This window comes from Gordonia cholesterolivorans (assembly GCF_039531975.1).
Taxonomy (GTDB): domain Bacteria; phylum Actinomycetota; class Actinomycetes; order Mycobacteriales; family Mycobacteriaceae; genus Gordonia; species Gordonia sihwensis.
Window position 1 is genome coordinate 131,903 of the sequence record NZ_BAAARB010000007.1, and the last position, 21,774, is coordinate 153,676.

Genomic DNA, 21,774 nt, shown 5'->3' on the forward strand with positions numbered 1-21,774 from the left:
GGAGGCGGAGGCCATCGTTCGTCGTTGACAATATGTGAGAACTGTCTCATAGTCGGGACATGAAGAACGATCTGTCTCCGGAGTTCACCTTGCGGTCGGGTCCGTCCTGGCGCGATCCGTTCGAGATGTACGCGCTCCTGCGCGACTGCGACCCCGTCCATCACGTGGTGCCCGAGGGGGATCCGGCGGCGGACTACTACGTCCTCACTCGCCATGCCGACGTGATGGCCGCCGCGCGGGACTGGGAGACCTTCTCCTCGGCGCGCGGATTGACCGTGGCGTACGGCGAACTGGAGAGCATCGGCCTGCAGGACAACCCGCCGATGGTGATGCAGGATCCGCCGCGGCACACCGCCTTCCGTCGCCTCGTGGCGCGCGGCTTCACGCCGAGACAGGTGACGACGTTGGAGCCCGAGGTTCGCGAGTTCGTGATCGAGCGGCTCGCCGATCTGGCCTCCCGCGGCGGCGGAGACATCGCTGCGGACCTGTTCAAACCGCTGCCGAGCATGGTCGTCGCCCACTACCTCGGCGTGCCGGAGTCCGATCGCGGACAGTTCGACGCGTGGACCGACGCGATCGTCGCGGCCAACCCGGGCGCCGACATGGCCTCGGCCGTCGAATCGGCGTCGGAGGCGGTGATGGGACTGATGGCGTACTTCGCCGACCTCATCGAATTCCGCAAGCGCAGTCCCGGCGACGACACGGTGTCGCATCTGGTGGCCGCCGGCCTGACCGACGACCCGGCGGACCAGTCGGGCGTCCTGTCGGTGCTGGCGTTCGCCTTCACAATGGTCGCCGGCGGAAACGACACGACCACCGGCATGCTGGGCGGCTCGTCGGCGCTGCTGACCATGCATCCGGATCAGCGTGCGATTCTTCGGCGAGAACCGGAACTGCTGCCGTCGGCCGTCAACGAACTGCTGCGGCTGACCTCGCCGGTGCAGGGGCTGGCCCGTACGGCGACGCGCGACGTCGAGGTCGAGGAGGTGACGATCCCGGCGGGCCGCAAGGTGCTGCTCTGCTACGCGTCGGCCAACCGTGACGAACGCGTGTACGGCGAGGACGCCGCCGACCTGGACGTCCGCCGCGACCCCGCGAACATCCTCACCTTCAGCCACGGATCCCACCACTGCCTCGGCGCCGCCGCCGCACGGATGCAGGCGCGGGTGGCGCTCGAAGAACTGCTCGCGCGGTGCCCGGACTTCCACGTCGACGTCGACGGAATCGAATGGGCGTCCGGAAACTATGTGCGGCGACCGGTCTCGGTACCGTTCTCGGCATGACCGACGATCAGGATCTCCGAGTGCGCGGGGCGGATTGGATGCGCGGCACCCGGCGGCCCGCCGTGCAGGATGCGATCCTCGAGATCGCGGGCGAGGTGTTCGCCACGAAGGGGGCCAACGCCTCGATGGGGGACATCGCCGCGGCGGTGGGGTGTTCCCGGGCGACCCTGTACCGCTATTTCGACGGCCGGCGCCAGTTGCAGCTGGCGTACGTCGAACGGGTCGCTCGCCGTATCGGCGCCGTGGTGGCCGAGACCGTCTCCGACCGACCGGAGCCTGCGGACCGGCTGACCGAGTCGATCATCGTGGCGCTGACGGAGGTCCGCCGGGATCCCGCGCTGGCCGCCTGGTTCACCGCGGCGGGTGCGGGAGTGGCTGGTGAACTGGCGCTGTCGTCGGAGTTCATCGAGACGGTGGCGACGGCCTTCCTCGGCACCGGCGGTGAGGACGGGGGAGAGGCGGCGCGATGGGTGGTCCGGGTGATCGTGTCGCTGCTCGCGGTGCCAGAAGGGTCGCCGGAGCGAGAGCGCGCCGTGATCGCTCGTTTCGTCACGCCGACCGTACTCGGATTCACCGAGACCAGGAGTTAGCGTAGCCTACACTGGCTTTCGATAATGAGACAATGATCATTAGTATGGTCGGCTATGGCGCAGACTGATTTCGACGTCCTCATCATCGGTTCCGGATTCGGCGGCAGCGTCAGTGCGCTCCGCCTCATCGAGAAGGGATATCGCGTCGGCATCATCGAAGCCGGTCGCCGCTTCGAGGACGACCAGTTCGCCAAGACGAGTTGGCGTCTCAACCGATTCGTCTGGGCGCCGAAGTTCGGTTTGATGGGCATCCAGCGCGTCCACATGCTCAAGGACGTCATGGTTCTCGCCGGCGCCGGAGTCGGCGGCGGATCGCTGAACTACGCCAACACGCTCTACAAGCCGCCCACACCGTTCTTCACCGATCCCCAGTGGAACCACATCACTGACTGGGAATCAGAGCTGACGCCCCATTACGAGCAGGCTCGCCGGATGCTCGGTGTGGTGACCAACCCGACGTTCACCAACTCGGACCGCATCATGAAGGAGGTGGCCGACGAGATGGGGGTCGGCGACACCTTCACCTCCACCCCGGTCGGCGTCTTCTTCGGAGCCAAGACCGGCGGCGAGGGCGCCCCGGGTGAGACGGTGCCCGACCCCTACTTCGGCGGCGCGGGTCCCGAACGCACCGCCTGCACCGAGTGCGGCGCGTGCATGACCGGCTGCCGCGTCGGCGCCAAGAACACGCTGATGAAGAACTACCTCGGTCTGGCCGAGCGGAACGGCGCGACGATCATCGACCGGACCACCGTCGATCGCCTGGAGCAGCGGGCCGACGGCTCATGGCTGGTGTCGGCGCACGGGTCGTCGTCCTGGGGCCCGTTCGGCGCCCGGCGGCGGCGGTTCACCGCCGACCAGGTGATCGTCGCCGCGGGCACATTCAATACGCAGAAGATCATGCATCGCGCCAAGGGCTCGACCCTGCCGAGGCTCTCGGACGCGATGGGCGTGCTGACACGCACCAATTCCGAATCCATCCTCGGGGCGCAGGCGCGGTCGTACGATTCGAGCCGCGACTTCACCGAGGGCGTCGCGATCACCTCGTCGTTCCACCCCACGTCCAACACTCACATTGAGCCGGTGCGGTACGGCAAGGGCAGCAACGCGATGGCCTACCTGCAGACGCTGCTCACCGACGGCGGCAGCGTCCCCAACCGACTCGGCCAGTTCCTCAAGAACGCCGTCACCAACCCGCTGATGCTGCTGCGGCTGTTCTTCGTCCGCAAGTGGAGCGAGCGGACGGTGATCGCGCTCGTGATGCAGAACAACAACAACTCGCTGACGACCTTCGTCCGTAAGCGCGGTCCGTTCAAGTACGTGACGAGCAAGCAGGGCATCGGCGAGCCGAATCCGACCTGGATTCCGGAGGGCAACGAGGCGACCCGCCGGATCGCGGCCAAGCTGCCCGGCGGACTGGCGGGCGGCACCTGGGGCGACATCTTCAACATGCCGCTCACCGCGCACTACCTCGGCGGATGCGTCATCTCCGACGACCCGGCCACCGGCGTCATCGACCCCTACCACCGCGTCTGGAACTACCCGACGCTGCACATCACCGACGGCGCGGCGATCACCGCGAACCTCGGCGTGAACCCGTCGCTGTCGATCTGCGCGCAGGCCGAGCGTGCGATCTCCCTGTGGCCGAACAAGGGTGAGGCCGACCCGCGTCCCGCGCAGGGCGACGCCTACCGGCGGCTGACCCCGGTGGCGCCGAAGGCGCCGGTGGTTCCGGCGGACGCGCCCGGCGCGCTGCGCTTGCCGATCACCCCGGTGGAGAAGGCCTGACCGACCTGAACGCTTATGCCGTTCTCCGTGACCCGAATCGGGTCACGGAGAACGGCATAAGCGTTTGAGCAGGAAGAATCAGATGTAGATCGCCGGGTCGGCGTACGGGTCGTGCACCGGTGCGCCGGCCGCCCGTGTCGTCGCGGCGACGCCCACTGCGACGAATCCGGCCGGAACGTCATGCACCACAACGGCATTGGCGCCGATCTTCGCGTCGTCACCGAGAGTGATGGGACCGAGGACCTTGGCGCCGGCGCCGATCAGCACGCGGTCGCCGACGGTGGGATGACGTTTGCCCTTCGACATGCTGACGCCGCCGAGGGTGGATCCGTGGAACATCACGACGTCCTCGCCGACCTCGGCGGTCTCGCCGATCACCACACCCATGCCGTGGTCGATGAACATGCGGCGGCCGAGCCTCGCGCCGGGATGGATCTCGATGCCCGTGACGAACCGGCCCAACTGCGAGAGCAAGCGCGCGGGTAGACGCGCCGCCCCGCCGGAGTTCCACAGTCGGTGAGCCACCCGGTGGAACCAGAGTGCGTGGACTCCCGGGTAGGCGAGTGCGACCTCGATCATCGACCGGGCCGCCGGATCCCGCTCCTGCGCGACGCGCAGATCTTCGCGCAACAGGCGCAGTAGCGGAACCGGCTCGGACATCAGTCGACCAGCCCTTCGAAGAGCAGCGTCGACAGGTAGCGCTCGCCGAAGTCGGGGAGCACGACGACGATGGTCTTGCCCTTGAGCTCCGGACGCTTGGCGACGTCGACGGCGGCGGCCAGCGCGGCACCGGACGAGATGCCGACGAGCAGGCCCTCCTCGGTGGCCGCCCGGCGGGCCCACTTCACGGCGGTGTCGACGTCGACGTCGATGACCTCGTCGTACACGGTGGTGTCGAGGACCTCGGGGACGAAGTTGGCGCCCAGGCCCTGGATCTTGTGCGGTCCGGGCGCGCCGCCGTTGAGGATCGGCGACTCGGCGGGTTCGACGGCGTAGATCTTGATCTCGGGCTTGCGCTTCTTGATGACCTGGCCGATACCGGTGATCGTGCCGCCGGTGCCGATGCCGGCCACCACGGCGTCGACCGCGCCGTCGGTGTCGTTCCAGATCTCCTCGGCGGTGGTGCGACGGTGTATCTCGGCGTTGGCCTCGTTGGCGAACTGGCGGGCGAGGACCGAACCGCGGCGCTCGGCGGCGATCTTCTCTGCGGCGTTGACGGCGCCGGCCATGCCTTCGGCGGCCGGGGTCAGGACGAGTTCGGCGCCGAAGGCGCGGAGCAGGGCGCGGCGCTCCTTCGACATCGACTCGGGCATCGTCAGGACGACGTTGTAGCCGCGCGCCGCGCCGACCATCGCCAGTGCGATGCCGGTGTTGCCGCTGGTGGCCTCGATGATCGTGCCGCCCGCGGGCAGTTCTCCGGAGGCTTCGGCGGCGTCGACGATCGCCACGCCGATGCGGTCTTTCACGGAGTTGGTGGGGTTGTAGTACTCCAGCTTGGCCAGGATCGTGGCGTCCACGCCGTCGGTGATGCGGTTGAGGCGCACCAGCGGGGTGCGGCCCATGAGAGCGGTGACGTCGTCGAAAATGGTGGGAGACATGACTTTTCCTTTGCGAAATGGGTCCGTGAGGGGTCGGTTTGCAGACACTGATGGCCTGGATCCGGTGCTCAGGTGCCGACCCTGAGAACGGGACGGCACGGTGCGATGAGCCCTACTGACAGTGATCGGTGAGGAAGTACACCGAGTGGGCGAAGAGGGCGCGCGACAGGTGCGGGAAGGGGTCCACCGCATCCTCCTTGAAGTCGTCAAGCCGTCTGATTGAAGGCTAACAGACCGCGGTGACCGACAGATCGGGGAAGGGCTGCTCGTCAGTCCATTCCGCGTGCGGCGAGGGTCTCGGCGAAGCCGTCGGCCGTCTGCAGGGCGGCGAGCACCGTCGGTGCCAGGAGAACGCGCGGGCCGGCGCGCAGTCCGCGGGCGCGACGCGCCTCGTCCACCTGGGCGAGCACTTCGGCGATCAGTGGGATGCTGCGGATGGTGAGCGCGAACGCCATGGCGATGAGGTCGGTCCGCACGCCGAGCCGGCGCAACGGGGAGAGGCCGGTGATGATCGCGTCGAGCATGTCGGTGGTCCGGGTGGTGAGTGTGACGACGGCGGCCAGCCCCACCGAGGCGAGCAGGACCGCGCACACCACGAAGGCTCGCGCGGCGTCGGTGATGAGCCACTGGAAGACGAAGAGCGCCGCCAGTACCCAGACCACGCCCTTGATCTGCGACCAGGCGTGGCGGGGCGGAATCCAGGCGAGGGCGAACGTCGCGACGGTGCCCGCCAGGGCGATCCCGGCGGCGATCGGTGTTCGGACCACCACTGCGAGCGTGATGATCGACGCCATCAGCGCGACGATCTTGAACCCCGCCGGGAGCCGGTGCAGCAGGGAGCGGCCGGGAACGTAGACGCCGATCATCGGCTCATCAGGTCGCGGTAGAAGGCGAGTGCGGGGGCCGGTTCGTCGTCGGCCACCACCCGGCCGTCGTCGAGGACGAGCACGCGGTCGAAATCGTCGAGCATGTCGAGGTCGTGCGTCAGTACGATCAGCTGTTCTGCGAGGTCGGCGAACACTCTCCGGAGCATGAGCGCGTTGCGGAGGTCGAGCATGGTGGTGGGCTCGTCGGCCACCAGAATGGTCGGTCCGACCACCATCACTGCGGCGAGCGCGAGCAGTTGCTTCTGGCCGCCGGAGAGCTGATGCGCGGGCTGGTCGGCGTGGCCGTCGAGGCCGAAGTCGGCGAGTACCTCGCGCGCCCGGGCGCGACGCTGGGCCTTGTCGGAGACGATGCGCGAGAGCGAGAGCTCGATGTCCTCGGCCACGGTCGGCATGATGATCTGCCGGTCCGGATCGGAGAAGATGAAGCCGACGTCGCGCCGGACCCTGCGCTTGTTCTTGCGGACGTCGAGCCCGTTGACCGTGACCGTCCCGCGGTCGGGGAGGACGAGCCCGTTGATCATCCGTGCCAGCGTCGACTTGCCGCTGCCATTGGCGCCGACGATGCCGACGCGGCGTTGCGAGATGGCCAGGTCCACTCCGCGCAGTACCACGCGGTCGCCGAAGGCGTGCTCGACGCCGTCGAAGACGATCGACGACGGGGCGGGCTCAGGCACGGCGGAGGAACGACGGCCGCAGCGGCGCGATGAGACCGGGACGGCCGCGATGCACGGGGGCCGCGACGAGAGCGGTCACGAGCGCCTTGAGCACGTCGCCGGCGACGAAGGATCCGTTGGTGGCGATGGCCGCGCCCAGCGACATGTCGGTGCGCAGGAGCAGGCCCACGATGCCGCACGCGTAGATGATCAGGACGCCGCCGAAGAGGTTGATCACGATGCCGGCCACGATGTTGTACTTCGGCATCATCAGCGCGGTGAGCAGGCCGATCACGATCACCGCGGGCAGGAAGCCGACGAAGTAGCCTGCGGTCGGGGAGCCGAGCGCCACCATGCCGGTGCGTCCGCCCGCCAGGATCGGCAGGCCGGCGATGGCGAGCACCATGAAGATGACGACCGCGAGCGTGCCCTTCTTCGGTCCGAGTACCGCCCCCGCCAGCATCACGCCGAGCGTCTGCAGCGTGATCGGGACTCCGCCGGCGAGATTGATCTGCCCGGGGAGGCCGAGGACCGCGATGAGCGCGGCGAAGACGGCGGCCTGAGCCAGGTCGGCGATGGTCAGCGACCAACGCGAGCGGCGGCCTTCGGTGTCGGAGGAAAGGTGCGTCACAGGGTCAAGGGTATTTGGCGAGTGGCACAGATACCTATTGCGGGCTGGGCGGGAGCGTGGTGCGGGAACGAAAACGGGTGGGGTGGCGGGTGCAGGTCACAGCGGTGAGGTAGCGGCGCTGTGGATACGTACTCGGTGGCAGACGGACCATCCCTGCTCGCGCGGGGAGCACGGCACCCACGCCGTCGATCCCGAGTTCGACCATGGGCCATCCCCGCTCGCGGGGAACACATTCGCGGGGAACACAAAGCGTCCTAGTCTTCCAAACTAGCTACGCGGGGAACTCGCTTCCGGACTTCCATCGTCCAGTCGAGAAACCGCGATCCGATCATTCTAGTCGACCGCCACGGTCGCCGCAGGGCTCCCGAACTGCCTCGCTGGTCCGGACCACCAGCGACGATCGCGCGCAAGATAGACTTCACGTCGTGACGGAAACATCCCCCGACCACCCGCGTCCCGTACTCGTCGTCGACTTCGGAGCCCAGTACGCGCAGCTGATCGCTCGCCGCGTTCGCGAGGCCCGCATCTACTCGGAAGTGATCGCGCACGACGCGACGCTGGAAGAGATCAAGGCCAAGAATCCGGCCGCGCTGATCCTGTCGGGCGGACCGGCGTCGGTGTACGCCGACGATGCGCCGACCATCGATGAGAAGCTCTTCGACCTCGGAGTTCCGGTATTCGGCATCTGCTACGGATTCCAGAAGATGACGGCCGCTCTCGGCGGCACCGTCGCGAACACCGGCGGACGCGAGTTCGGCCGGACAACGCTCACGGTCGCCGACGGCGGCAAACTGCACCGCGGACTGCCGGAGTCGCAGCCGGTGTGGATGAGCCACAACGACGCCGTGCAGGTGGCCCCGGAGGGCTTCACCGTCACCGCGTCCACGCCGGGCGCGCCGGTCGCCGCGTTCGAGTGCGCGGAGCGGCAGATGGCCGGCGTGCAGTACCACCCGGAGGTCCTGCACAGCCCGCACGGCCAGGAAGTGCTGACCCGCTTCCTCTACGAGATCGCGAACCTCACGCCGACGTGGACCGCGGCGAACATCGCCGAGGCGCTCATCGCCGACATCCGGGAGCAGGTCGGCGACGAGGGTCTCGCGATCTGCGGACTGTCCGGCGGCGTCGACTCGGCGGTGGCGGCAGCACTGGTGCAGCGCGCGATCGGCGACCGTCTGACCTGTGTTTTCGTCGACCACGGACTGCTGCGCGCCGGTGAACGCGAGCAGGTGCAGACCGACTTCGTCGCGGCGACGGGCGCGCGGCTGGTGACGGTGGACGCCGAGGACGTCTTCCTCGGCCACCTCGACGGCGTCTCCGATCCGGAGACCAAACGCAAGATCATCGGCCGCGAGTTCATCCGCTCCTTCGAGGGCGCGGTGTCGGAGGTGCTGGGCGACCAGGCCGCCGCGGGCAAGAAGGTCGACTTCCTCGTTCAGGGCACCCTGTACCCGGACGTCGTCGAATCCGGCGGCGGCAGCGGAACCGCGAACATCAAGAGCCACCACAACGTCGGCGGCCTGCCGGAAGACCTCGAGTTCAAGCTCGTCGAACCGCTGCGCCTCCTCTTCAAGGACGAGGTCCGTGCCGTCGGCCGTGAACTCGGTCTGCCGGAGGAGATCGTCGCCCGACAGCCGTTCCCGGGCCCCGGTCTCGCGATCCGCATCGTCGGATCGGTCACCAAGGACCGGCTCGAACTGCTGCGCAAGGCGGACCTGATCGCGCGCGAGGAACTGACGTCCGCCGGACTCGACGGCCAGATCTGGCAGTGCCCGGTGGTCCTGCTGGCCGACGTCCGCAGCGTCGGGGTGCAGGGCGACGGTCGTACGTACGGCCACCCGATCGTGCTGCGCCCGGTGTCGAGCGAAGACGCGATGACCGCCGACTGGACGCGCGTGCCGTACGAGGTCCTGGAGACGATCTCGACCCGCATCACCAACGAGGTCCCGGACGTGAACCGCGTGGTGCTCGACGTGACGAGCAAGCCGCCGGGCACGATCGAATGGGAGTGACCTCCCGCTGAACCGCGCCGAGTGCCGCCCGCATCTGGATGTGGGCGGCACTCGGTGGTTTCGGGGCGGGTGGTGGTGGGCGGTCTCGACTCGCTCCGTCGCTTCGCTCCGGTGCGGCTCGACGAGCCTGAGGTGGCGCTTCGTTCCGGTGCGGCTCGACGAGCCTGAGGTGGCGCTTCGTTCCGGTGCGGCTCGACGAGCCTGGGGTGGCGCTGCGCTCCGGTGCGGCTCGACGAGCCTGGGGTGACGGTTCGGCTCGACGCCCGGGGTCCTACTTTCTTCGGAATCCGCTCGCGATCAGGCCGACGCCGACCACGATTCCGATCGCGAGCAGTGCCCAGGGCAGGTAGGTCGTGTCGAGGAGGAAGGGGCCGTCGGCCAGGCACCAGGCGGCCACCAGGAGGGTCACCAGCGCCGAGAGACCCATCACCACTGAGCGGTGGCGCTCGGGTTCGGCGGTGCCGGTCTGGTCGGGAGTCTCGTCGATCATTGCTTCATCTCCACGGTTCCGAGGTTGAGGTTCGCCTTCACAGTCAGCGTCGGTGTCTTGGCGTCGGGGTTGACGATCCCGTCGGGGCACGTCTGATCACCGACCACCGTGCTGCACTCGGTCTTGACGCGGATGTCGTCGGGCAGCCAGACCGTCATATCGCCGATGCCCTGGTGGATCTCGATGGTTCGGTCGTGGTCGAGACCGCCGAGATCGCGGAGGTCGAGGCTGGTGGTGCCGATGGTCAGCTGGTAGGTGTCGCTGAGCTGCTCGGCGCTGCGCGGATGCCACGACCGGTCGCCGATCCCGCCGGAGGCGAAGGCCGGCCGATCGCCGGAGAACGCGGTGGCGGTGACTGCCACGACGCCGACGATGATGGCGAGCGGCACCAGTCCGGCCGCGCGCGTATTGCTCTGCCTGCGCTGCAGCGCGTCGATCGCCATGCCGACACCCAGCACCGCCAGCGCGAGTCCGGCGATCCGGCCCACGGTGAACCACTCGACGTCGCCGAGTACGCGGGCGGCGGTGCCGACGGTCGCGGCGATGAGGGCGAGACCGGCGAAGACCGACGTCAACGGAGACCGGGGAGGCTTCACCACGGGCGGCTCGGGCGGTGTCGGTTCCGGCAGATCCCAGGCGAACCTCGCGGTCCCGAGCGGATCCCACGACGGCGGTGCGTCGGGCGGGGCGGGCGCCGGCGGTTCAGCGGCCGCGAACGGGATCGTCTCGGACGCGGGCCGGACGGCGGTGTCGGCGAGAACGTCGTTCGTGACCACCTCGTCTGCGATGAGCGTCGGCGCGGGCGTCACGGTCGTCGATCCGTCGGACGGCCTCAGCTGATCCGCGCTGGTTCCGGCGGGCGCGGTCGGGGTGCGCTGATAGAGCAGCCACCAGCCGCCCAGCATCAGCACGAGTCCGAGCAGTCCGCTGGTGCCCCAGAACGGCGACGAGCCCATGTTGCTGAAGACGATGACCGCGATGACGGCGACCACGATCCAGTACCAGGGCATGTCGTGCCGAACGCGGTGATGTGCGCGATGCGACTGATGGATCTTGCGGGGTGCCGTCTCGTCTTCGGCGGGAAGAGCGATCAGCGCGGCGATGTAGAGCAGGATTCCGCTGCCCCCGAACAACGCCGCGACGACGAATGCGACCTTCACCAGCGTCGGATCGACCCGGTAGCGCATGCCGATGCCGGTGCAGACGCCGCCGACGGACTTTCCGGTCCGGCGGCGGACCGGCCGGGTGTTCCAGATGTCGATCAGAGTCTTGGTGTCCATGCAGTCAATCTTGGACGCCTGATCAGCGAGGCAAATCGGGTTAAACCCTGAGATGCTCCCTGATGTGCACGCGGTCCGGTTCGTGCCACTATCGAATCAATGACTCACGTGACGCAGACCCCGCAAGTCGACCGTGTGCGCCGGCGCAACGGCGGCAAGGTCGTGGGCGGAGTGTGCGGCGGCATCGCCGACCACCTGGGCGTCGACGTCTTCCGCGTCCGCGTGGTCTTCGTCGTGCTCGCCGCGCTGGCGGGGGCGGGCGTCGCCGCTTACGGACTGCTGTGGTTCTTCTGTCCGACGGGCACCGACGTGGAGCGGCCTGCTCCTCGGGAGCGCCGGCAGGCGCAGGGATTGATCGTCATCGGCGTGGTGGCCCTGCTGCTCAACGGTTTCGCAGCCTCGAGTGCGCCGGCGTCCACGCTGCTGGCACTGGTGGTGGTACTCGGCGGTGCGGCGCTGGTGTGGCGCGAGGTGGACGTCACCGGCGTCTCCTCGCGCGGGGGCGTGGTGACGTGGCTCCGACTGGCCGCCGGCGCCGTCCTCGTGGTCGGAGGACTGGTGGTGCTGGTGACCGCCCCGGACACCGCGCTGGCCGGAATGAACCCGACCCTGCTCGCGGTTCTCGGGACGCTGTTCGGCGTGTTGCTGCTGACCATCCCGCTGTGGATGCGGATGTGGCGGACGCTGAACGCCGAGCGTGCCGCGCGGATCCGGAACCAGGAACGCGAGGAGATCGCCTCGCACCTGCACGACTCGGTTCTTCAGACGCTCGCGCTGATCCAGAAGCGCGCCGACCAGCCCGACGCCGTCGCACAGCTCGCCCGTCGCCAGGAGCGCGAGCTGCGGCAGTGGCTCTTCGGCGACCAGGCGCGCAGGCGCGAGTCGCTCGCCGCGGCCGTCTCGGCGGTTTCGGCGGAGGTGGAGGACGCGTACGGTGTCGAGATCGAGACGGTGACGGTCGGCGACGTGACTCCCGACGAACTGCGCGACGAGACGGTCTCCAACGGATTGCAGGCGGTGGTCGCGGCCGCTCGTGAGGCATTGGTGAACGCCGCCAAGCACTCCGGCGCCGACAAGGTGGACGTCTACTGCGAGGTGGACGACGACCACGTCGAGGTCTTCGTCCGCGACCGCGGCAAGGGGTTCGATCCCGACGCGGTGAGCCAGGACCGCCAGGGCATCGCGCGGTCGATCCGCGCGCGCATGGAGCGTGTGGGAGGGTCGGTGCGGATCACCTCGACACCGGGCCGTGGTACCAATGTGGCGCTGATGCTGCCGCGTGGCCGGCGGCACGGGCCGTCGGCGTCCATCGATTCGGAAACTCAACGGACACAGGAGTTCTCATGACCGCCGACAAGACCTACCGGGTGTTCCTGGTCGACGACCACGGGGTGTTCCGCTCGGGGGTGCGCACCGAGCTCGCCGGCGAGGCCGGACTCGAGGTGGTCGGCGACGCGGGCAACGTTCCCGAAGCGGTCGCGGGCATCGTCCAGGCGCGTCCCGACGTGGTGCTGCTCGACGTCCACATGCCGGGCGGCGGAGGTGTCGCGGTGCTCCGCGGGGTGACCGACGCGCTGGGTTCGGAGGCGCCGGTGTTCCTCGCACTGAGCGTCTCCGACGCCGCCACCGATGTCATCGCCACCATCCGCGCCGGTGCGCGGGGGTACGTCACCAAGACCATCGACGGCACCGAACTGGCCGACGCGGTCCGTCGCGTCGCCGAGGGCGACGCGGTGTTCAGTCCGCGACTGGCCGGATTCGTTCTCGACTCCTTCACCGGGCGGTCGCCGGTGCCCGAACCGCAGCTCGATCCCGAACTCGATTCGCTGACCCGCCGCGAGATGGAGGTGCTGCGCCTGCTCGCGCGCGGCTACACCTACCGGGAGATCGCGGAGGAACTGTTCATCTCGGTGAAGACGGTGGAGACTCACGCGTCGAACGTGCTGCGCAAGACGCAGCAGTCCAACCGCAACGCCCTCACCCGCTGGGCGGTGAACCGCCAGATCGGATGAGGCGGTCGCCGGTCACATCACCAGGATGATGATGCCCGCGGCGATCGCGGTGAGCAGTGCGAATACGGCGAAGACAGCGGCCGCGAGACCGGCGTGACTGCTCGGCCCCTGCTGCTGGTAGTAGGTGGGCGGGGGCGTGTACAGGCCCGGCGCCGACGAATACTGCGTGGGAGCGTAGGGCACCGGTTCCGGCGTGGTTCGCGGCGCGTAATAGCCGGAGGCGACCTGAGTCGGGTTGTGGGGCGCCGAGCCCTGCGACGTGTCCGGGGCCGAGTGCGTCTGCGGGGCGGACGTCTGCGGAGTGGACGGTTGCGATGTGGACTGACTACTGATCGGGGGCAGTGTGGCCGACCGGTTCCGCGCCGACAGCGGTTTGGTCGCCACCAGCCCGGTGAGCACGTTGTCGGTGGTGCCGAGGGTGTCGGCAGCGTACTTGGCGAGCAGATCTCGGGCCTGGGCCATCGTCGGCCGATTGGCGGGATTCGGCTCCAGCAGCCGCAGGAGGATCGGCGAGAGCGCGCCCGCCCGGGTGATCGGATTGATCTGACCGAGCGCCACCCGGTGCAGCGTGGCGATGTAATTGTCCTCGCTGCCGAACGGGGGACGACCCTCGATCATCGTGTACAGGGTGGACCCCAGCGAGTAGACGTCCGAGGACTCGCCCGGTTCATCGCCTCGGGCCACTTCCGGTGCGAAATACGCGGGCGTGCCGGTCACGACACCGGTCTGAGTGATGGATACGTCGTCCTTCGCGCGGGAGATGCCGAAGTCGGTGATCTTGACCAGGCCGACGTTGCGGCCGGTGTTCGCGATCAGGATGTTGGCCGGCTTGATGTCGCGGTGGACGATGCCGGAGGCGTGCGCTTCGGCGATGGCGTCGGCCACCTGCGCGCAGATCTGCGCGGCCTCGACCGGATCGATCGTCCCGTTCTCGTGCAGGACGTCGGCCACGCTGTGGCTCGGCAGGTACTCCATCACCAGCCACGGCTCGTTGCGATCGAGCGCGACGTCGTGCATCGCAACGGCGTTCCGGTGCGAGAGCCGAGCTGCCAACCGGCCCTCACGCAGCGCTCGGGCCCGGGAGGTCTCGGCGATTGATTCGTCCATCCCGCTGGTGGTCAGGACCTGTTTCACCGCCACCTCGCGGTCGAGGAGTTGATCGTGCGCCAGCCACACCGCACCCATGCCGCCGTGTCCGATCCTTCGGATCAGCCGGTAGCGTCCGGCCACCAGATACGACGGGCCGGGTGTGGCAGGAGAGGTCATGGCCCGATGATAGCCGCAGGCGGTGACGGCGATCGGGGCCGCACTCACTGTGCGCGCCAGCCCTTGACGAGTCCATCGCACGTATGTTCGGATAGGTGGCATGGCAGCACTGACCGAACTGGTGTGCGGCGACTTCATGCGATCGACCATGATCCCGGAGGCGCCGGGCGTCCGGGTGCACGAGGTGCTGGCGCGGACAGTGCTGGAATCGGTCACCGGCGACCGGAGTCATCGGCACTCCTTCGCGGCCTCGGCTCTGCGGCGGTCGGGCGAGGCGATGCAGGTGAAGATGAACGCCCCGGCGGTGCTCCGGAGGGAGCTGCGGCGTCGGTCGTGGCGTCGCGACACCGTGGCGATCGGAGTGGTCGAGGATCCCTACCATCCGGTGGAAGAGCACTACCGGATGATGCCTCAGGTCCTGTCGGTCCTGTCGGAGTCGCAGACGCCGATCGCTCTCTACACCGCGTCGACGCTGCTGCTGCGCGATCTGCCGTTGCTGCGGTTGATCGGGCGGGCGGTGCCGGTGACGGTGTCGATCTCACTGGCCACCCTCGACCCGGGACTGTCGGCGCGGGTCGATCCTTCGGCGTCGTCGCCACGGGCGCGACTGGACATGGTGGCGCGGCTGTCGGAGGCGGGACTCGCGCCGCATATTCGGATCGCGCCGCTGCCGCCGCTGCTCGCCGACGGCACGGCGCAGCTCGACGAACTCCTCGCGGCGTTGTCGGCCGCGGGTGCCGCCCGGGTGTCGGTGTCTCCGCTGCAGTTGGGCGGTGACGACGGTGCTGACTTCCTCGGCTGGCTGGGAAATGCGCACCCTGCGCTGGTGCGCAGGTACCGCTCCCTCTACGGCCGACGGAGCTTCGTGTCGGCGGAGTATGCGCTCGGTCTCCGGGCACGGATGACGCCGCTCGTGGAGAAGTACGGTCTGGGCAGTGACCCGGAGTCGGAGAGTGTGAATCCGGCCGAACCGTCGGTGCTTCCGCCGGCGGGGACGGCTCCCTCGCCAGATCTGACGTTGTTCTGATCAGGTTCGGATCGGGTCTGCGGCTGCGGTCGCTGCGTGCGGAATCGAGGTACCGCCAGGAAGCGGGCCGGGTCAGGCTCCGGAGTCGTCGATCAGGTTCTGTTCGCTGCGGTCGATGAAGAGTGCGCCGCACAGTGCGGCCAGGATCAGCAGTATCACAATCAGGCCGATGAGGATCGCTTTGCTGACAGTGACGAGCTCCTGGGCGTCACTCAATCCGAGTCCGTCGAGGAATCCGGCGAAGTACCAGGACGGCCAGATCCACACCGCTACGGGGACGAAGGCGGCGGCAGTGGATCCGACGGCGGCGACTCCGGCCAGGACTCGGCCGATGCTCTGGGCTTTCGCGGCGGGCAGCAGTGCGACGATTCCGGCGAGGGCGGCCAGCGCGCATGCGGCGACGATCAGCCAGCCGCGGCCGGCCGGTGCCACGCCGAGGTCGCTCTGGCTCACGGTGCCGATTCCGAGTCCGTTCCATGAGGCGTCCATGCCCAGTCGGCGCAGGTCGAACCACGGCAGCGCCGTGACCGCGATTCCGGTGACGGCGGCGGCGATGACGGCGAATGGAAGGGCTCGGGACTGCATGGATCCGAATGGTAGAGCATGGTGCGCCGACGGTCGCTGTTGCGACTGAAGGGACGCAGATCCTCGCGTGTGGCGGGTGTTTCCTGCTCCGTTGACGGTTGTCAGAGGGCGGACTTAACATCGAACACAAGTTCGAACACCGGCATCTTCCCTGCCGCTTCGGACGAGAGGTGAGAACACGGGCGCAAGCCCGGAACGACGAGGGGAAGCGCCATGAATGCAGCGGAGAAGGCCGAACTGGAACACCTGCGTCGCAAGCTGAGCCGGCTGTCCGGCCAGTCGGGCGCTCGTGCGGGAACGGCCTCGGGAGTGGTGTCGTCGGGAGTGATCGCCGTGCCGGAGTCCGTGGCGTCGTTGTTTCCGAAGCGCGGGCTCCCGCGTGGCTCGGTGGCCGCGGTGTCCGGTGCTTCGGTGGTGCCGATGTCGATCATCGCCGAGGCGAGTCGGACGGGGGCCACGGTGGCTCTGGTCGGGCTGCCGCGACTCAATCTGGCCGCGGCGGTGGAGATGGGGGCGGATCTGAGCCGGATCGCGGTGGTCGCCGAGCCGGGAGCCGATCGACTGGAGGTGGCTGGGGTGCTGCTGGACGGAATGGACCTGGTGGTGCTGGGATTCGAGGATCGACTGGGTCCGACGGGGTCGTCGGTGGCACCGGCCCGAGCCCGGGTGCTCGGGGGCCGGGCGAGGAAGCAGTCGTCCACGCTGCTGGTCCTCGGTGACTGGCCGGGGACGGCCACGCGTGTGCAGGGGCGAGTGCGGGAGTACCGGCATCTGCCGGTACGGCGAAGCGGATACGGCCGCATCGGGGGTTTTCGGGTGGAAGTTCAGGTGTCGGCGCCGGGGGCTCGCCCAGTGAGCGACGTGTTCGACCTCGTGGTGCCGGGACTGGGAGAAGAAGGAGTGATGCGGCTGGTCCGGCCGACGATGCCGAAGGCGGGGTCAGGTGCAGAACACGGGGCCCGGGTGCCGGCGGCGCTGGCGGTGGCGAATTGACCGCCGATTCTCCCGGCAGGCGAGTGCTGGCACTGTGGTGTCCGGACTGGCCGACGACGGCGGCCGCCGCGGCGGCCGGGCGAGTTCCGGGCGATCCGGTGGCGGTGCTGCGGGCGGGACGAGTGGAGGCGTGTTCGCATGCGGCCCGCGTCGACGGGGTGAGACGGGGGATGCGCAAACGGCAGGCGCAGTCGTCGTGTCCGCGGCTGACCGTGTACGACGCCGACCCGGCACGCGATGGGAGATTGTTCGAGCCGGTGGTGGCGGCGGTGACCGGCGTGGTCCCGATGACCGAGGTGCTGCGGCCGGGACTGCTGGTGGTGGCCGCCGATCGTGCGGCGCGCTTCTTCGGCGGGGAGGAGCAATTGGCCGAACGGCTCACCGATGCGGTGGCCGAGGTCGGCAGGGGCCGCGACGCAGATGGTCTCGGAAGGACGGTGGTCGGGGGAGTCACGGCCAGAGTCGGGGTGGCCGATGAGCTGTTCACCGCGGTGCTCGCCGCGAGATCGGGGCAGACCGTCCCGCCGGGGACGGATGCCGCCTATCTCTCGGCGAGGCCGGTCGCCGACCTGGTGGCAGAACCCGCGCTGAACGGCCCGGGACGTGAGGATCTGGTGAGTCTGTTGTGGCGCTTGGGGATTCGCACCCTGGGCGCCTTCGCTGCGATGGATCCCGCGGATATCGCATCACGTTTCTCCGGCGATGCGATCACCGCGCATCGGCTGGCCCGAGGTCTGCCGGGCCGGCGGCCCAGCCGGGCACCGATCCCGCCGGGTTTGGCGGTGGAGCACAGCTGTGATCCGCCGGTCGATCGGATCGACGCCGCGGCCTTCCTGGGACGGCGAATGGCGCAGGAGCTGCACGAGCGACTGTCCGCAGCCTCGCTGGCCTGTATGCGACTGACGATTCACGCGTTCACGGAGCGAGGGCAACGGCACTCACGGACCTGGCGATGCGTGGAGCCGCTCACGCCGGAGGCCACTGCCGACCGTGTGCGCTGGCAGCTGGAGGGGTGGCTGACCGGCCGGGCCGGCAGCGTCGAAGCGCCTGACTCACCGGTCGTCCGACTGGTGCTGGAGCCGGTCGAGGTGGTGAATCCGGGAACGCTGCAGTCGGCGCTGACGGGCGCCGGGCTTCCGGGCGACACCGGTGGCGGTCTCGGCGATCAAGCACGTCGGGCTCTGGTCCGGGTCCAAGGGCTGCTCGGCGGCGAGTCGGTGCGGGTGCCGGTGCGCAGCGGTGGTCGGGGACCGGCCGAGCAGGTGGCGCTGGTGGCCTTCGGCGACGAACTGCGACCGCCGCGCGATCCGGCGGCCGCCTGGCCGGACCGCCTTGCCCGGCCGACGCCCTCGCTGCTGGTGCAGGCCACAGCGGAGGTCCTCGACGCCGAGGGGCGGTCGGTCGCCGTGAGTCCGCGCGGTGCGTTCAGTGCGGAGCCGGTGACCGTGCGGCTCGGGGCGCGGTCGCATCGTCTGCACTGGTGGGCGGGACCGTGGCCGTTCGGTCCGGGGAACGCTCGGGCACAGGCACTGCTGGAAGACGGCCGCGCACTGCTGCTCTGCTGCCGGGAGGCGGTGTGGGTTGTGGAAGGAGTCTATGAGTGAGGCGAACCCGTTCCGGCGATCCCAGAGGAGGACTCAGCTGTTCGCGCCACGCGCCGCGACCGGCCATGATTCGAGTTCACCGTACGGGTCCGGACCGGCGAACAGTTCGTCGACCAGGTTCACCGCGGTACAGACGTGGTTGGGTATCACCCGTACCCGGTCGCCCACCTCGGGCACGACGGCAGCCGGTGGGAACTCGGCGACGGCATGATGCTCGGACAGCGAGACGAGACGGGCGTCGAGATGATCGGCGAGCCGGCCGAAACCGGTGGTCCAGCCGGGGCGGTCCGCCCCGAGGATCTTGCTGCCGGCGTCGAGCACCACCCGGGAGCCGGATGCGCTGACCACCGTGGACACCGCGGTCAGTGCGATGTCGTCGATACCGCAGCTGCCGAGTTCCAACTGCTGGGCGTCGTTGAAGACGTAGACGCCCGGACGCAACTCGGTGACCACGCCGGGATCGGCGAGTCGTGCGGTCGGCGTCGACCCTCCGCTCACCACGGAGACGTCGATACCGTTGTCGCGCAGAGCGTTCGCAGCGACGGCCAGGGATAGGGCCTCCTGCTCCGCGGCGTCGGCTCGCGCTGTGTCGAGTCCGTAGCCGTGGCCGGGGAAGGTGAAGACACCGGCCACGGTCAGTCCCGCGTCGCGAGCCGCGTCGGCGACCGAGACCACGCTATCGGCGGGTACACCGCTGCGGTGCATGCCCGAATCGATCTCCACGAGCACTCCGACGGGAGCGCCGCCGAGTCCTTCGGCGAGACGGCGCACGCCCTCGACGGAATCGGCACCGACGGTCAGCGTCACCCGACCGGCGAGTGCACGCAGGCGGCGGGCCTTGTCCTCCGACAACCACAGCGGGTAGGCGATGAACAGATCGTCGAATCCGGCGTCGGCGAAGACCTCCGCCTCGCCGATCGTCGCGACGGTGAGTCCGACGGCACCGGCGGCGAGCTGCCGCTGCGCGACCCGAACGCACTTGTGCGTCTTGGCATGTGGTCGCAATCGCACGCCGTGCCGTTCGGCCCACCCGGCCATCGCGGCGAGATTGCGGTCGAGGCGAGCGGGATCGACGTGCAGGAACGGAGTGTCGGGCATACCTGATGGTGGCATGGACGACGGCTTTCGTCGTCAGCCGGTGCGGCCGAGCGCGGCGTCGGACTCCTCATGCAGAAGGAAGTCCTGATGGAGCAGCCGGTTGGTGAGCCGCGGTGCGGCGTGATGACCGAAATCGATGAGGTCGCCGAGTAGCGTGTTCACCCGCTTGGGGCGCTCGACGATCGCGTGCAGCACCCGGTGGGCGGCCTTGTCGACGCTCCAGATCCCCCGAGCGCTGTCGTAGGCGTTGGTCGGAACGATCATCCGCGTTCGGGTCAACGGGATGCGCACATTGCTGAACGTGACGTGATCGGAGAGGGTCTCGGCACCGGTGGCGTCGCTGAACGCCTCCAGTGCGGCCTTCGACGCGGCGTACGCGCCGAATCGTGGTGCGCGGCTTTGGACTTCGATCGAGGACACGTTGACGATATGTCCGGACTGCCGCTCGATCATGTGCGGCAGCAGGGCGAGCGTGAGATAGACGGCGCCGAAGTAGTTGACGGCCATCATCCGGTGATAGTCGTGCGACCTGGTCACCGCGTTCGCGGTCGCCCGTCGGATGGACCGGCCTGCGTTGTTGACCAGCACGTCCACATGGCCGTGCTCGCAGATCACCGACTTCACAAGGGTCTGCACCGCGGCCTCATCGGTGATGTCGACGGGATAGGCGTACGCGCGTCCGACGGGCAGCCCGGGTTTGGGAACCTCCGCGTCGAGTTCGGCGGCGGTCTCGATCAGCCGATCGGCGTCGCGGGCCACCAGGAAGACGTTGGCGCCGCGCCGCACGCACATGCGGGCGGTCGCGCGGCCGATTCCCGACGACGCCCCGGTGATCAAGATGTTCTTGCCGACCAGCGGGCCCCGCGAATCGTTGCGGCGGTGACGGGCCGGATCGAGATTCTCGTACCAGTACCGCCACAGTCGGGGTGCGTACTCGTCCAGATCGGGCAGTCTCACACCGAGCGTGTCGAGTTCGGCGGCGGTCGCGTCGCTGCGGAACACCACGGGAAGGGAGGCGACGTCGAGGATCGCGGGTGGGACGCCGGTCTGTTCGGCGATCAGGTCGCGGCCGGGCCGCAGCAGTCCGCGACCGCTGGCGGCCAGCATCGGCCTCACCAGCCCCGAAGGCAGTGCGGTGAAGGCCCACGGTCCGTCGAAGGCCGGTGACAGGGCGTTGAACAGGTCGGTGATCGAGCGTGGGTCGGGGTCGGCGAGATGGAACACGAGCCCGCTCCGGCCGTCCTGCACATCGGTCAGCGCGACCATCGCCTCGGCGACGAAGTCGACGGGGACGACGTTGAGGGGCCCCGGATCGGGGATCGGCAGCGGCAGGAACGAGGGCAGCTGACTGAGCACGGCGAGGTGACCGAAGAAGTAGTAGGGGCCGTCGGCCCTGTCGACCTGTCCGGTGACGGAGTCGCCGACGACGGCCGACGGCCGATACACCCGCCAGCGCAGGCCCTCGGTCTCCCGCACGACGCGCTCGGCGTCGAACACGGTGCGGTGGCATTCGGTCGGCAGGCCTTGGCCGAGGTCGAAGTCGGTCTCGGTGAAGTCGCCGCGATGGTCGCCGGCCACCGCGATCGAGGAGAGATGGTGCAGGAGCGCGCCGCGGGCGAGAGCGAACTCGGCGACCCTGCGGGTGCCGTCGACGTTGACCGCCCGCAGGTCGGCCTCCTCGGCGGTGAGGTCGTGCAGTGCGGCCAGGTGGATCACGTGGTCGACCTCGTCGACGTCGGAGCCGTGCAGGCCGAGGCCTTCGTGTGTGAGGTCGCCGGCGACGGCGACGACGCGGTCGCCGCCGTCGATCCTCTCCATGGCGGCGGCGAATCGCTGCAGTGATCCGGTGCGCACGAGCGCGTACACCCGGGCCTGCTCGTCGCGGGCCAGCAGGCGCGCGACGACTCGACGGCCGATGAAGCCGCTGCCGCCGGTCACGAAATAGCTCGTCACCGGCCCAGAGTCTCACAGAGAGATACCGAT

General features: G+C 69.0%; 20 protein-coding genes. 9 read left to right on the forward strand and 11 right to left on the reverse strand.

What is annotated here, in order from left to right:
• Nucleotides 1–59: 59 nt before the first annotated feature.
• From ABFX36_RS08815 to ABFX36_RS08825, 3 genes are read left to right on the forward strand one after another with little or no spacing between them, the layout of a single operon-like run.
• Complete coding sequence (locus ABFX36_RS08815) at nt 60–1,283, forward strand: cytochrome P450 (RefSeq protein ID WP_346075969.1); 1,224 nt, start codon at nt 60–62, stop codon at nt 1,281–1,283.
• Nucleotides 1,280–1,873 (forward strand): TetR/AcrR family transcriptional regulator, encoded by a 594-nt coding sequence (locus ABFX36_RS08820; protein ID WP_346075971.1) that lies wholly within the window; start codon nt 1,280–1,282, stop codon nt 1,871–1,873. The genes ABFX36_RS08815 and ABFX36_RS08820 overlap by 4 nt, the downstream gene beginning before the upstream one ends.
• Before the next feature lie 54 nt (nt 1,874–1,927).
• Entirely contained in the window at nt 1,928–3,658 is a 1,731-nt protein-coding gene (locus ABFX36_RS08825) for a GMC family oxidoreductase N-terminal domain-containing protein (protein WP_346075973.1), read from the forward strand.
• 78 nt (nt 3,659–3,736) lie between these two features.
• Here the strand turns inward: ABFX36_RS08825 and cysE are convergent, their stop codons facing one another.
• From cysE to ABFX36_RS08850, 5 genes are all read right to left on the reverse strand, one after another.
• On the reverse strand, nt 3,737–4,318 hold the full coding sequence (cysE, locus tag ABFX36_RS08830) for a serine O-acetyltransferase (protein ID WP_006897186.1): 582 nt from the start codon (nt 4,316–4,318) through the stop codon (nt 3,737–3,739).
• Nucleotides 4,318–5,256 carry a cysteine synthase A gene (cysK, locus tag ABFX36_RS08835; protein WP_045537792.1) on the reverse strand — a complete coding sequence of 313 codons (939 nt, stop codon included), beginning with the start codon at nt 5,254–5,256 and terminating at the stop codon, nt 4,318–4,320. Before cysK ends, cysE begins: the two co-directional genes overlap by 1 nt.
• A gap of 269 nt (nt 5,257–5,525) precedes the next feature.
• A complete protein-coding gene (locus ABFX36_RS08840; RefSeq protein ID WP_346075975.1) occupies nt 5,526–6,122 on the reverse strand; it encodes an energy-coupling factor transporter transmembrane component T family protein in 597 nt (198 codons plus the stop codon).
• Entirely contained in the window at nt 6,119–6,817 is a 699-nt protein-coding gene (locus ABFX36_RS08845; protein ID WP_006897189.1) for an energy-coupling factor ABC transporter ATP-binding protein, read from the reverse strand. Before ABFX36_RS08845 ends, ABFX36_RS08840 begins: the two co-directional genes overlap by 4 nt.
• Nucleotides 6,810–7,427 (reverse strand): biotin transporter BioY, encoded by a 618-nt coding sequence (locus tag ABFX36_RS08850; RefSeq protein WP_006897190.1) that lies wholly within the window; start codon nt 7,425–7,427, stop codon nt 6,810–6,812. Before ABFX36_RS08850 ends, ABFX36_RS08845 begins: the two co-directional genes overlap by 8 nt.
• Before the next feature lie 425 nt (nt 7,428–7,852).
• Here ABFX36_RS08850 and guaA point away from each other — a divergent pair, with 425 nt between their 5' ends.
• Nucleotides 7,853–9,436, forward strand: coding sequence for a glutamine-hydrolyzing GMP synthase (gene guaA, locus ABFX36_RS08855; RefSeq protein WP_006897205.1), 1,584 nt, complete (start codon nt 7,853–7,855; stop codon nt 9,434–9,436).
• A 271-nt stretch (nt 9,437–9,707) separates the two neighbouring features.
• Here guaA and ABFX36_RS08860 read toward each other — a convergent pair whose 3' ends face one another.
• Both ABFX36_RS08860 and ABFX36_RS08865 read right to left on the reverse strand, forming a co-directional pair.
• The gene (locus ABFX36_RS08860; RefSeq protein ID WP_006897206.1) at nt 9,708–9,926 is read right to left on the reverse strand and encodes a hypothetical protein; all 219 of its coding nucleotides are present in this window, start codon (nt 9,924–9,926) and stop codon (nt 9,708–9,710) included.
• Nucleotides 9,923–11,206 (reverse strand): PspC domain-containing protein, encoded by a 1,284-nt coding sequence (locus ABFX36_RS08865; RefSeq protein WP_346075979.1) that lies wholly within the window; start codon nt 11,204–11,206, stop codon nt 9,923–9,925. Before ABFX36_RS08865 ends, ABFX36_RS08860 begins: the two co-directional genes overlap by 4 nt.
• 99 nt (nt 11,207–11,305) lie before the next feature.
• On the opposite strand from ABFX36_RS08865, the gene ABFX36_RS08870 reads away from it, so the two are divergent.
• Both ABFX36_RS08870 and ABFX36_RS08875 read left to right on the forward strand, forming a co-directional pair.
• Nucleotides 11,306–12,553, forward strand: a complete 1,248-nt coding sequence (locus ABFX36_RS08870) for a sensor histidine kinase (RefSeq protein ID WP_346075981.1) — start codon at nt 11,306–11,308, stop codon at nt 12,551–12,553.
• On the forward strand, nt 12,550–13,218 hold the full coding sequence (locus ABFX36_RS08875) for a response regulator (protein ID WP_006897209.1): 669 nt from the start codon (nt 12,550–12,552) through the stop codon (nt 13,216–13,218). Before ABFX36_RS08870 ends, ABFX36_RS08875 begins: the two co-directional genes overlap by 4 nt.
• 12 nt (nt 13,219–13,230) lie before the next feature.
• Here ABFX36_RS08875 and ABFX36_RS08880 read toward each other — a convergent pair whose 3' ends face one another.
• Complete coding sequence (locus ABFX36_RS08880) at nt 13,231–14,484, reverse strand: serine/threonine-protein kinase (RefSeq protein WP_346075984.1); 1,254 nt, start codon at nt 14,482–14,484, stop codon at nt 13,231–13,233.
• Nucleotides 14,485–14,584: 100 nt separating this feature from the next.
• Here ABFX36_RS08880 and ABFX36_RS08885 point away from each other — a divergent pair, with 100 nt between their 5' ends.
• Complete coding sequence (locus ABFX36_RS08885) at nt 14,585–15,511, forward strand: SPL family radical SAM protein (protein ID WP_346075985.1); 927 nt, start codon at nt 14,585–14,587, stop codon at nt 15,509–15,511.
• 72 nt (nt 15,512–15,583) lie between these two features.
• On the opposite strand, the gene ABFX36_RS08890 is transcribed toward ABFX36_RS08885, so the two are convergent.
• Complete coding sequence (locus ABFX36_RS08890; RefSeq protein ID WP_045537805.1) at nt 15,584–16,096, reverse strand: hypothetical protein; 513 nt, start codon at nt 16,094–16,096, stop codon at nt 15,584–15,586.
• Between the two features lie 213 nt (nt 16,097–16,309).
• Here ABFX36_RS08890 and ABFX36_RS08895 point away from each other — a divergent pair, with 213 nt between their 5' ends.
• On the forward strand, nt 16,310–17,089 hold the full coding sequence (locus ABFX36_RS08895; protein ID WP_006897213.1) for a hypothetical protein: 780 nt from the start codon (nt 16,310–16,312) through the stop codon (nt 17,087–17,089).
• Nucleotides 17,086–18,693, forward strand: coding sequence for a DNA polymerase Y family protein (locus ABFX36_RS08900; RefSeq protein WP_045537807.1), 1,608 nt, complete (start codon nt 17,086–17,088; stop codon nt 18,691–18,693). The genes ABFX36_RS08895 and ABFX36_RS08900 overlap by 4 nt, the downstream gene beginning before the upstream one ends.
• Before the next feature lie 33 nt (nt 18,694–18,726).
• On the opposite strand, the gene ABFX36_RS08905 is transcribed toward ABFX36_RS08900, so the two are convergent.
• Both ABFX36_RS08905 and ABFX36_RS08910 read right to left on the reverse strand, forming a co-directional pair.
• Nucleotides 18,727–19,791 (reverse strand): alanine racemase, encoded by a 1,065-nt coding sequence (locus tag ABFX36_RS08905; RefSeq protein ID WP_045537809.1) that lies wholly within the window; start codon nt 19,789–19,791, stop codon nt 18,727–18,729.
• 33 nt (nt 19,792–19,824) lie between these two features.
• Nucleotides 19,825–21,744: an SDR family oxidoreductase gene (locus ABFX36_RS08910; RefSeq protein ID WP_278126687.1), complete on the reverse strand. Its 1,920-nt coding sequence runs from the start codon at nt 21,742–21,744 to the stop codon at nt 19,825–19,827.
• Nucleotides 21,745–21,774 lie beyond the last annotated feature (30 nt).

Excerpts from the sequence above, each read along its gene's own strand:
- ABFX36_RS08815 (WP_346075969.1), top strand. The coding sequence starts at position 60 with ATGAAGAACGATCTGTCTCCGGAGTTCACCTTGCGGTCGGGTCCGTCC.
- ABFX36_RS08820 (WP_346075971.1), top strand. The coding sequence starts at position 1,280 with ATGACCGACGATCAGGATCTCCGAGTGCGCGGGGCGGATTGGATGCGC.
- ABFX36_RS08825 (WP_346075973.1), top strand. The coding sequence starts at position 1,928 with ATGGCGCAGACTGATTTCGACGTCCTCATCATCGGTTCCGGATTCGGC.
- cysE (WP_006897186.1), bottom strand. The coding sequence starts at position 4,318 with ATGTCCGAGCCGGTTCCGCTACTGCGCCTGTTGCGCGAAGATCTGCGC.
- cysK (WP_045537792.1), bottom strand. The coding sequence starts at position 5,256 with ATGTCTCCCACCATTTTCGACGACGTCACCGCTCTCATGGGCCGCACC.
- ABFX36_RS08840 (WP_346075975.1), bottom strand. The coding sequence starts at position 6,122 with ATGATCGGCGTCTACGTTCCCGGCCGCTCCCTGCTGCACCGGCTCCCG.
- ABFX36_RS08860 (WP_006897206.1), bottom strand. The coding sequence starts at position 9,926 with ATGATCGACGAGACTCCCGACCAGACCGGCACCGCCGAACCCGAGCGC.
- ABFX36_RS08865 (WP_346075979.1), bottom strand. The coding sequence starts at position 11,206 with ATGGACACCAAGACTCTGATCGACATCTGGAACACCCGGCCGGTCCGC.
- ABFX36_RS08870 (WP_346075981.1), top strand. The coding sequence starts at position 11,306 with ATGACTCACGTGACGCAGACCCCGCAAGTCGACCGTGTGCGCCGGCGC.
- ABFX36_RS08875 (WP_006897209.1), top strand. The coding sequence starts at position 12,550 with ATGACCGCCGACAAGACCTACCGGGTGTTCCTGGTCGACGACCACGGG.
- ABFX36_RS08880 (WP_346075984.1), bottom strand. The coding sequence starts at position 14,484 with ATGACCTCTCCTGCCACACCCGGCCCGTCGTATCTGGTGGCCGGACGC.
- ABFX36_RS08885 (WP_346075985.1), top strand. The coding sequence starts at position 14,585 with ATGGCAGCACTGACCGAACTGGTGTGCGGCGACTTCATGCGATCGACC.
- ABFX36_RS08890 (WP_045537805.1), bottom strand. The coding sequence starts at position 16,096 with ATGCAGTCCCGAGCCCTTCCATTCGCCGTCATCGCCGCCGCCGTCACC.
- ABFX36_RS08895 (WP_006897213.1), top strand. The coding sequence starts at position 16,310 with ATGAATGCAGCGGAGAAGGCCGAACTGGAACACCTGCGTCGCAAGCTG.
- ABFX36_RS08905 (WP_045537809.1), bottom strand. The coding sequence starts at position 19,791 with ATGCCCGACACTCCGTTCCTGCACGTCGATCCCGCTCGCCTCGACCGC.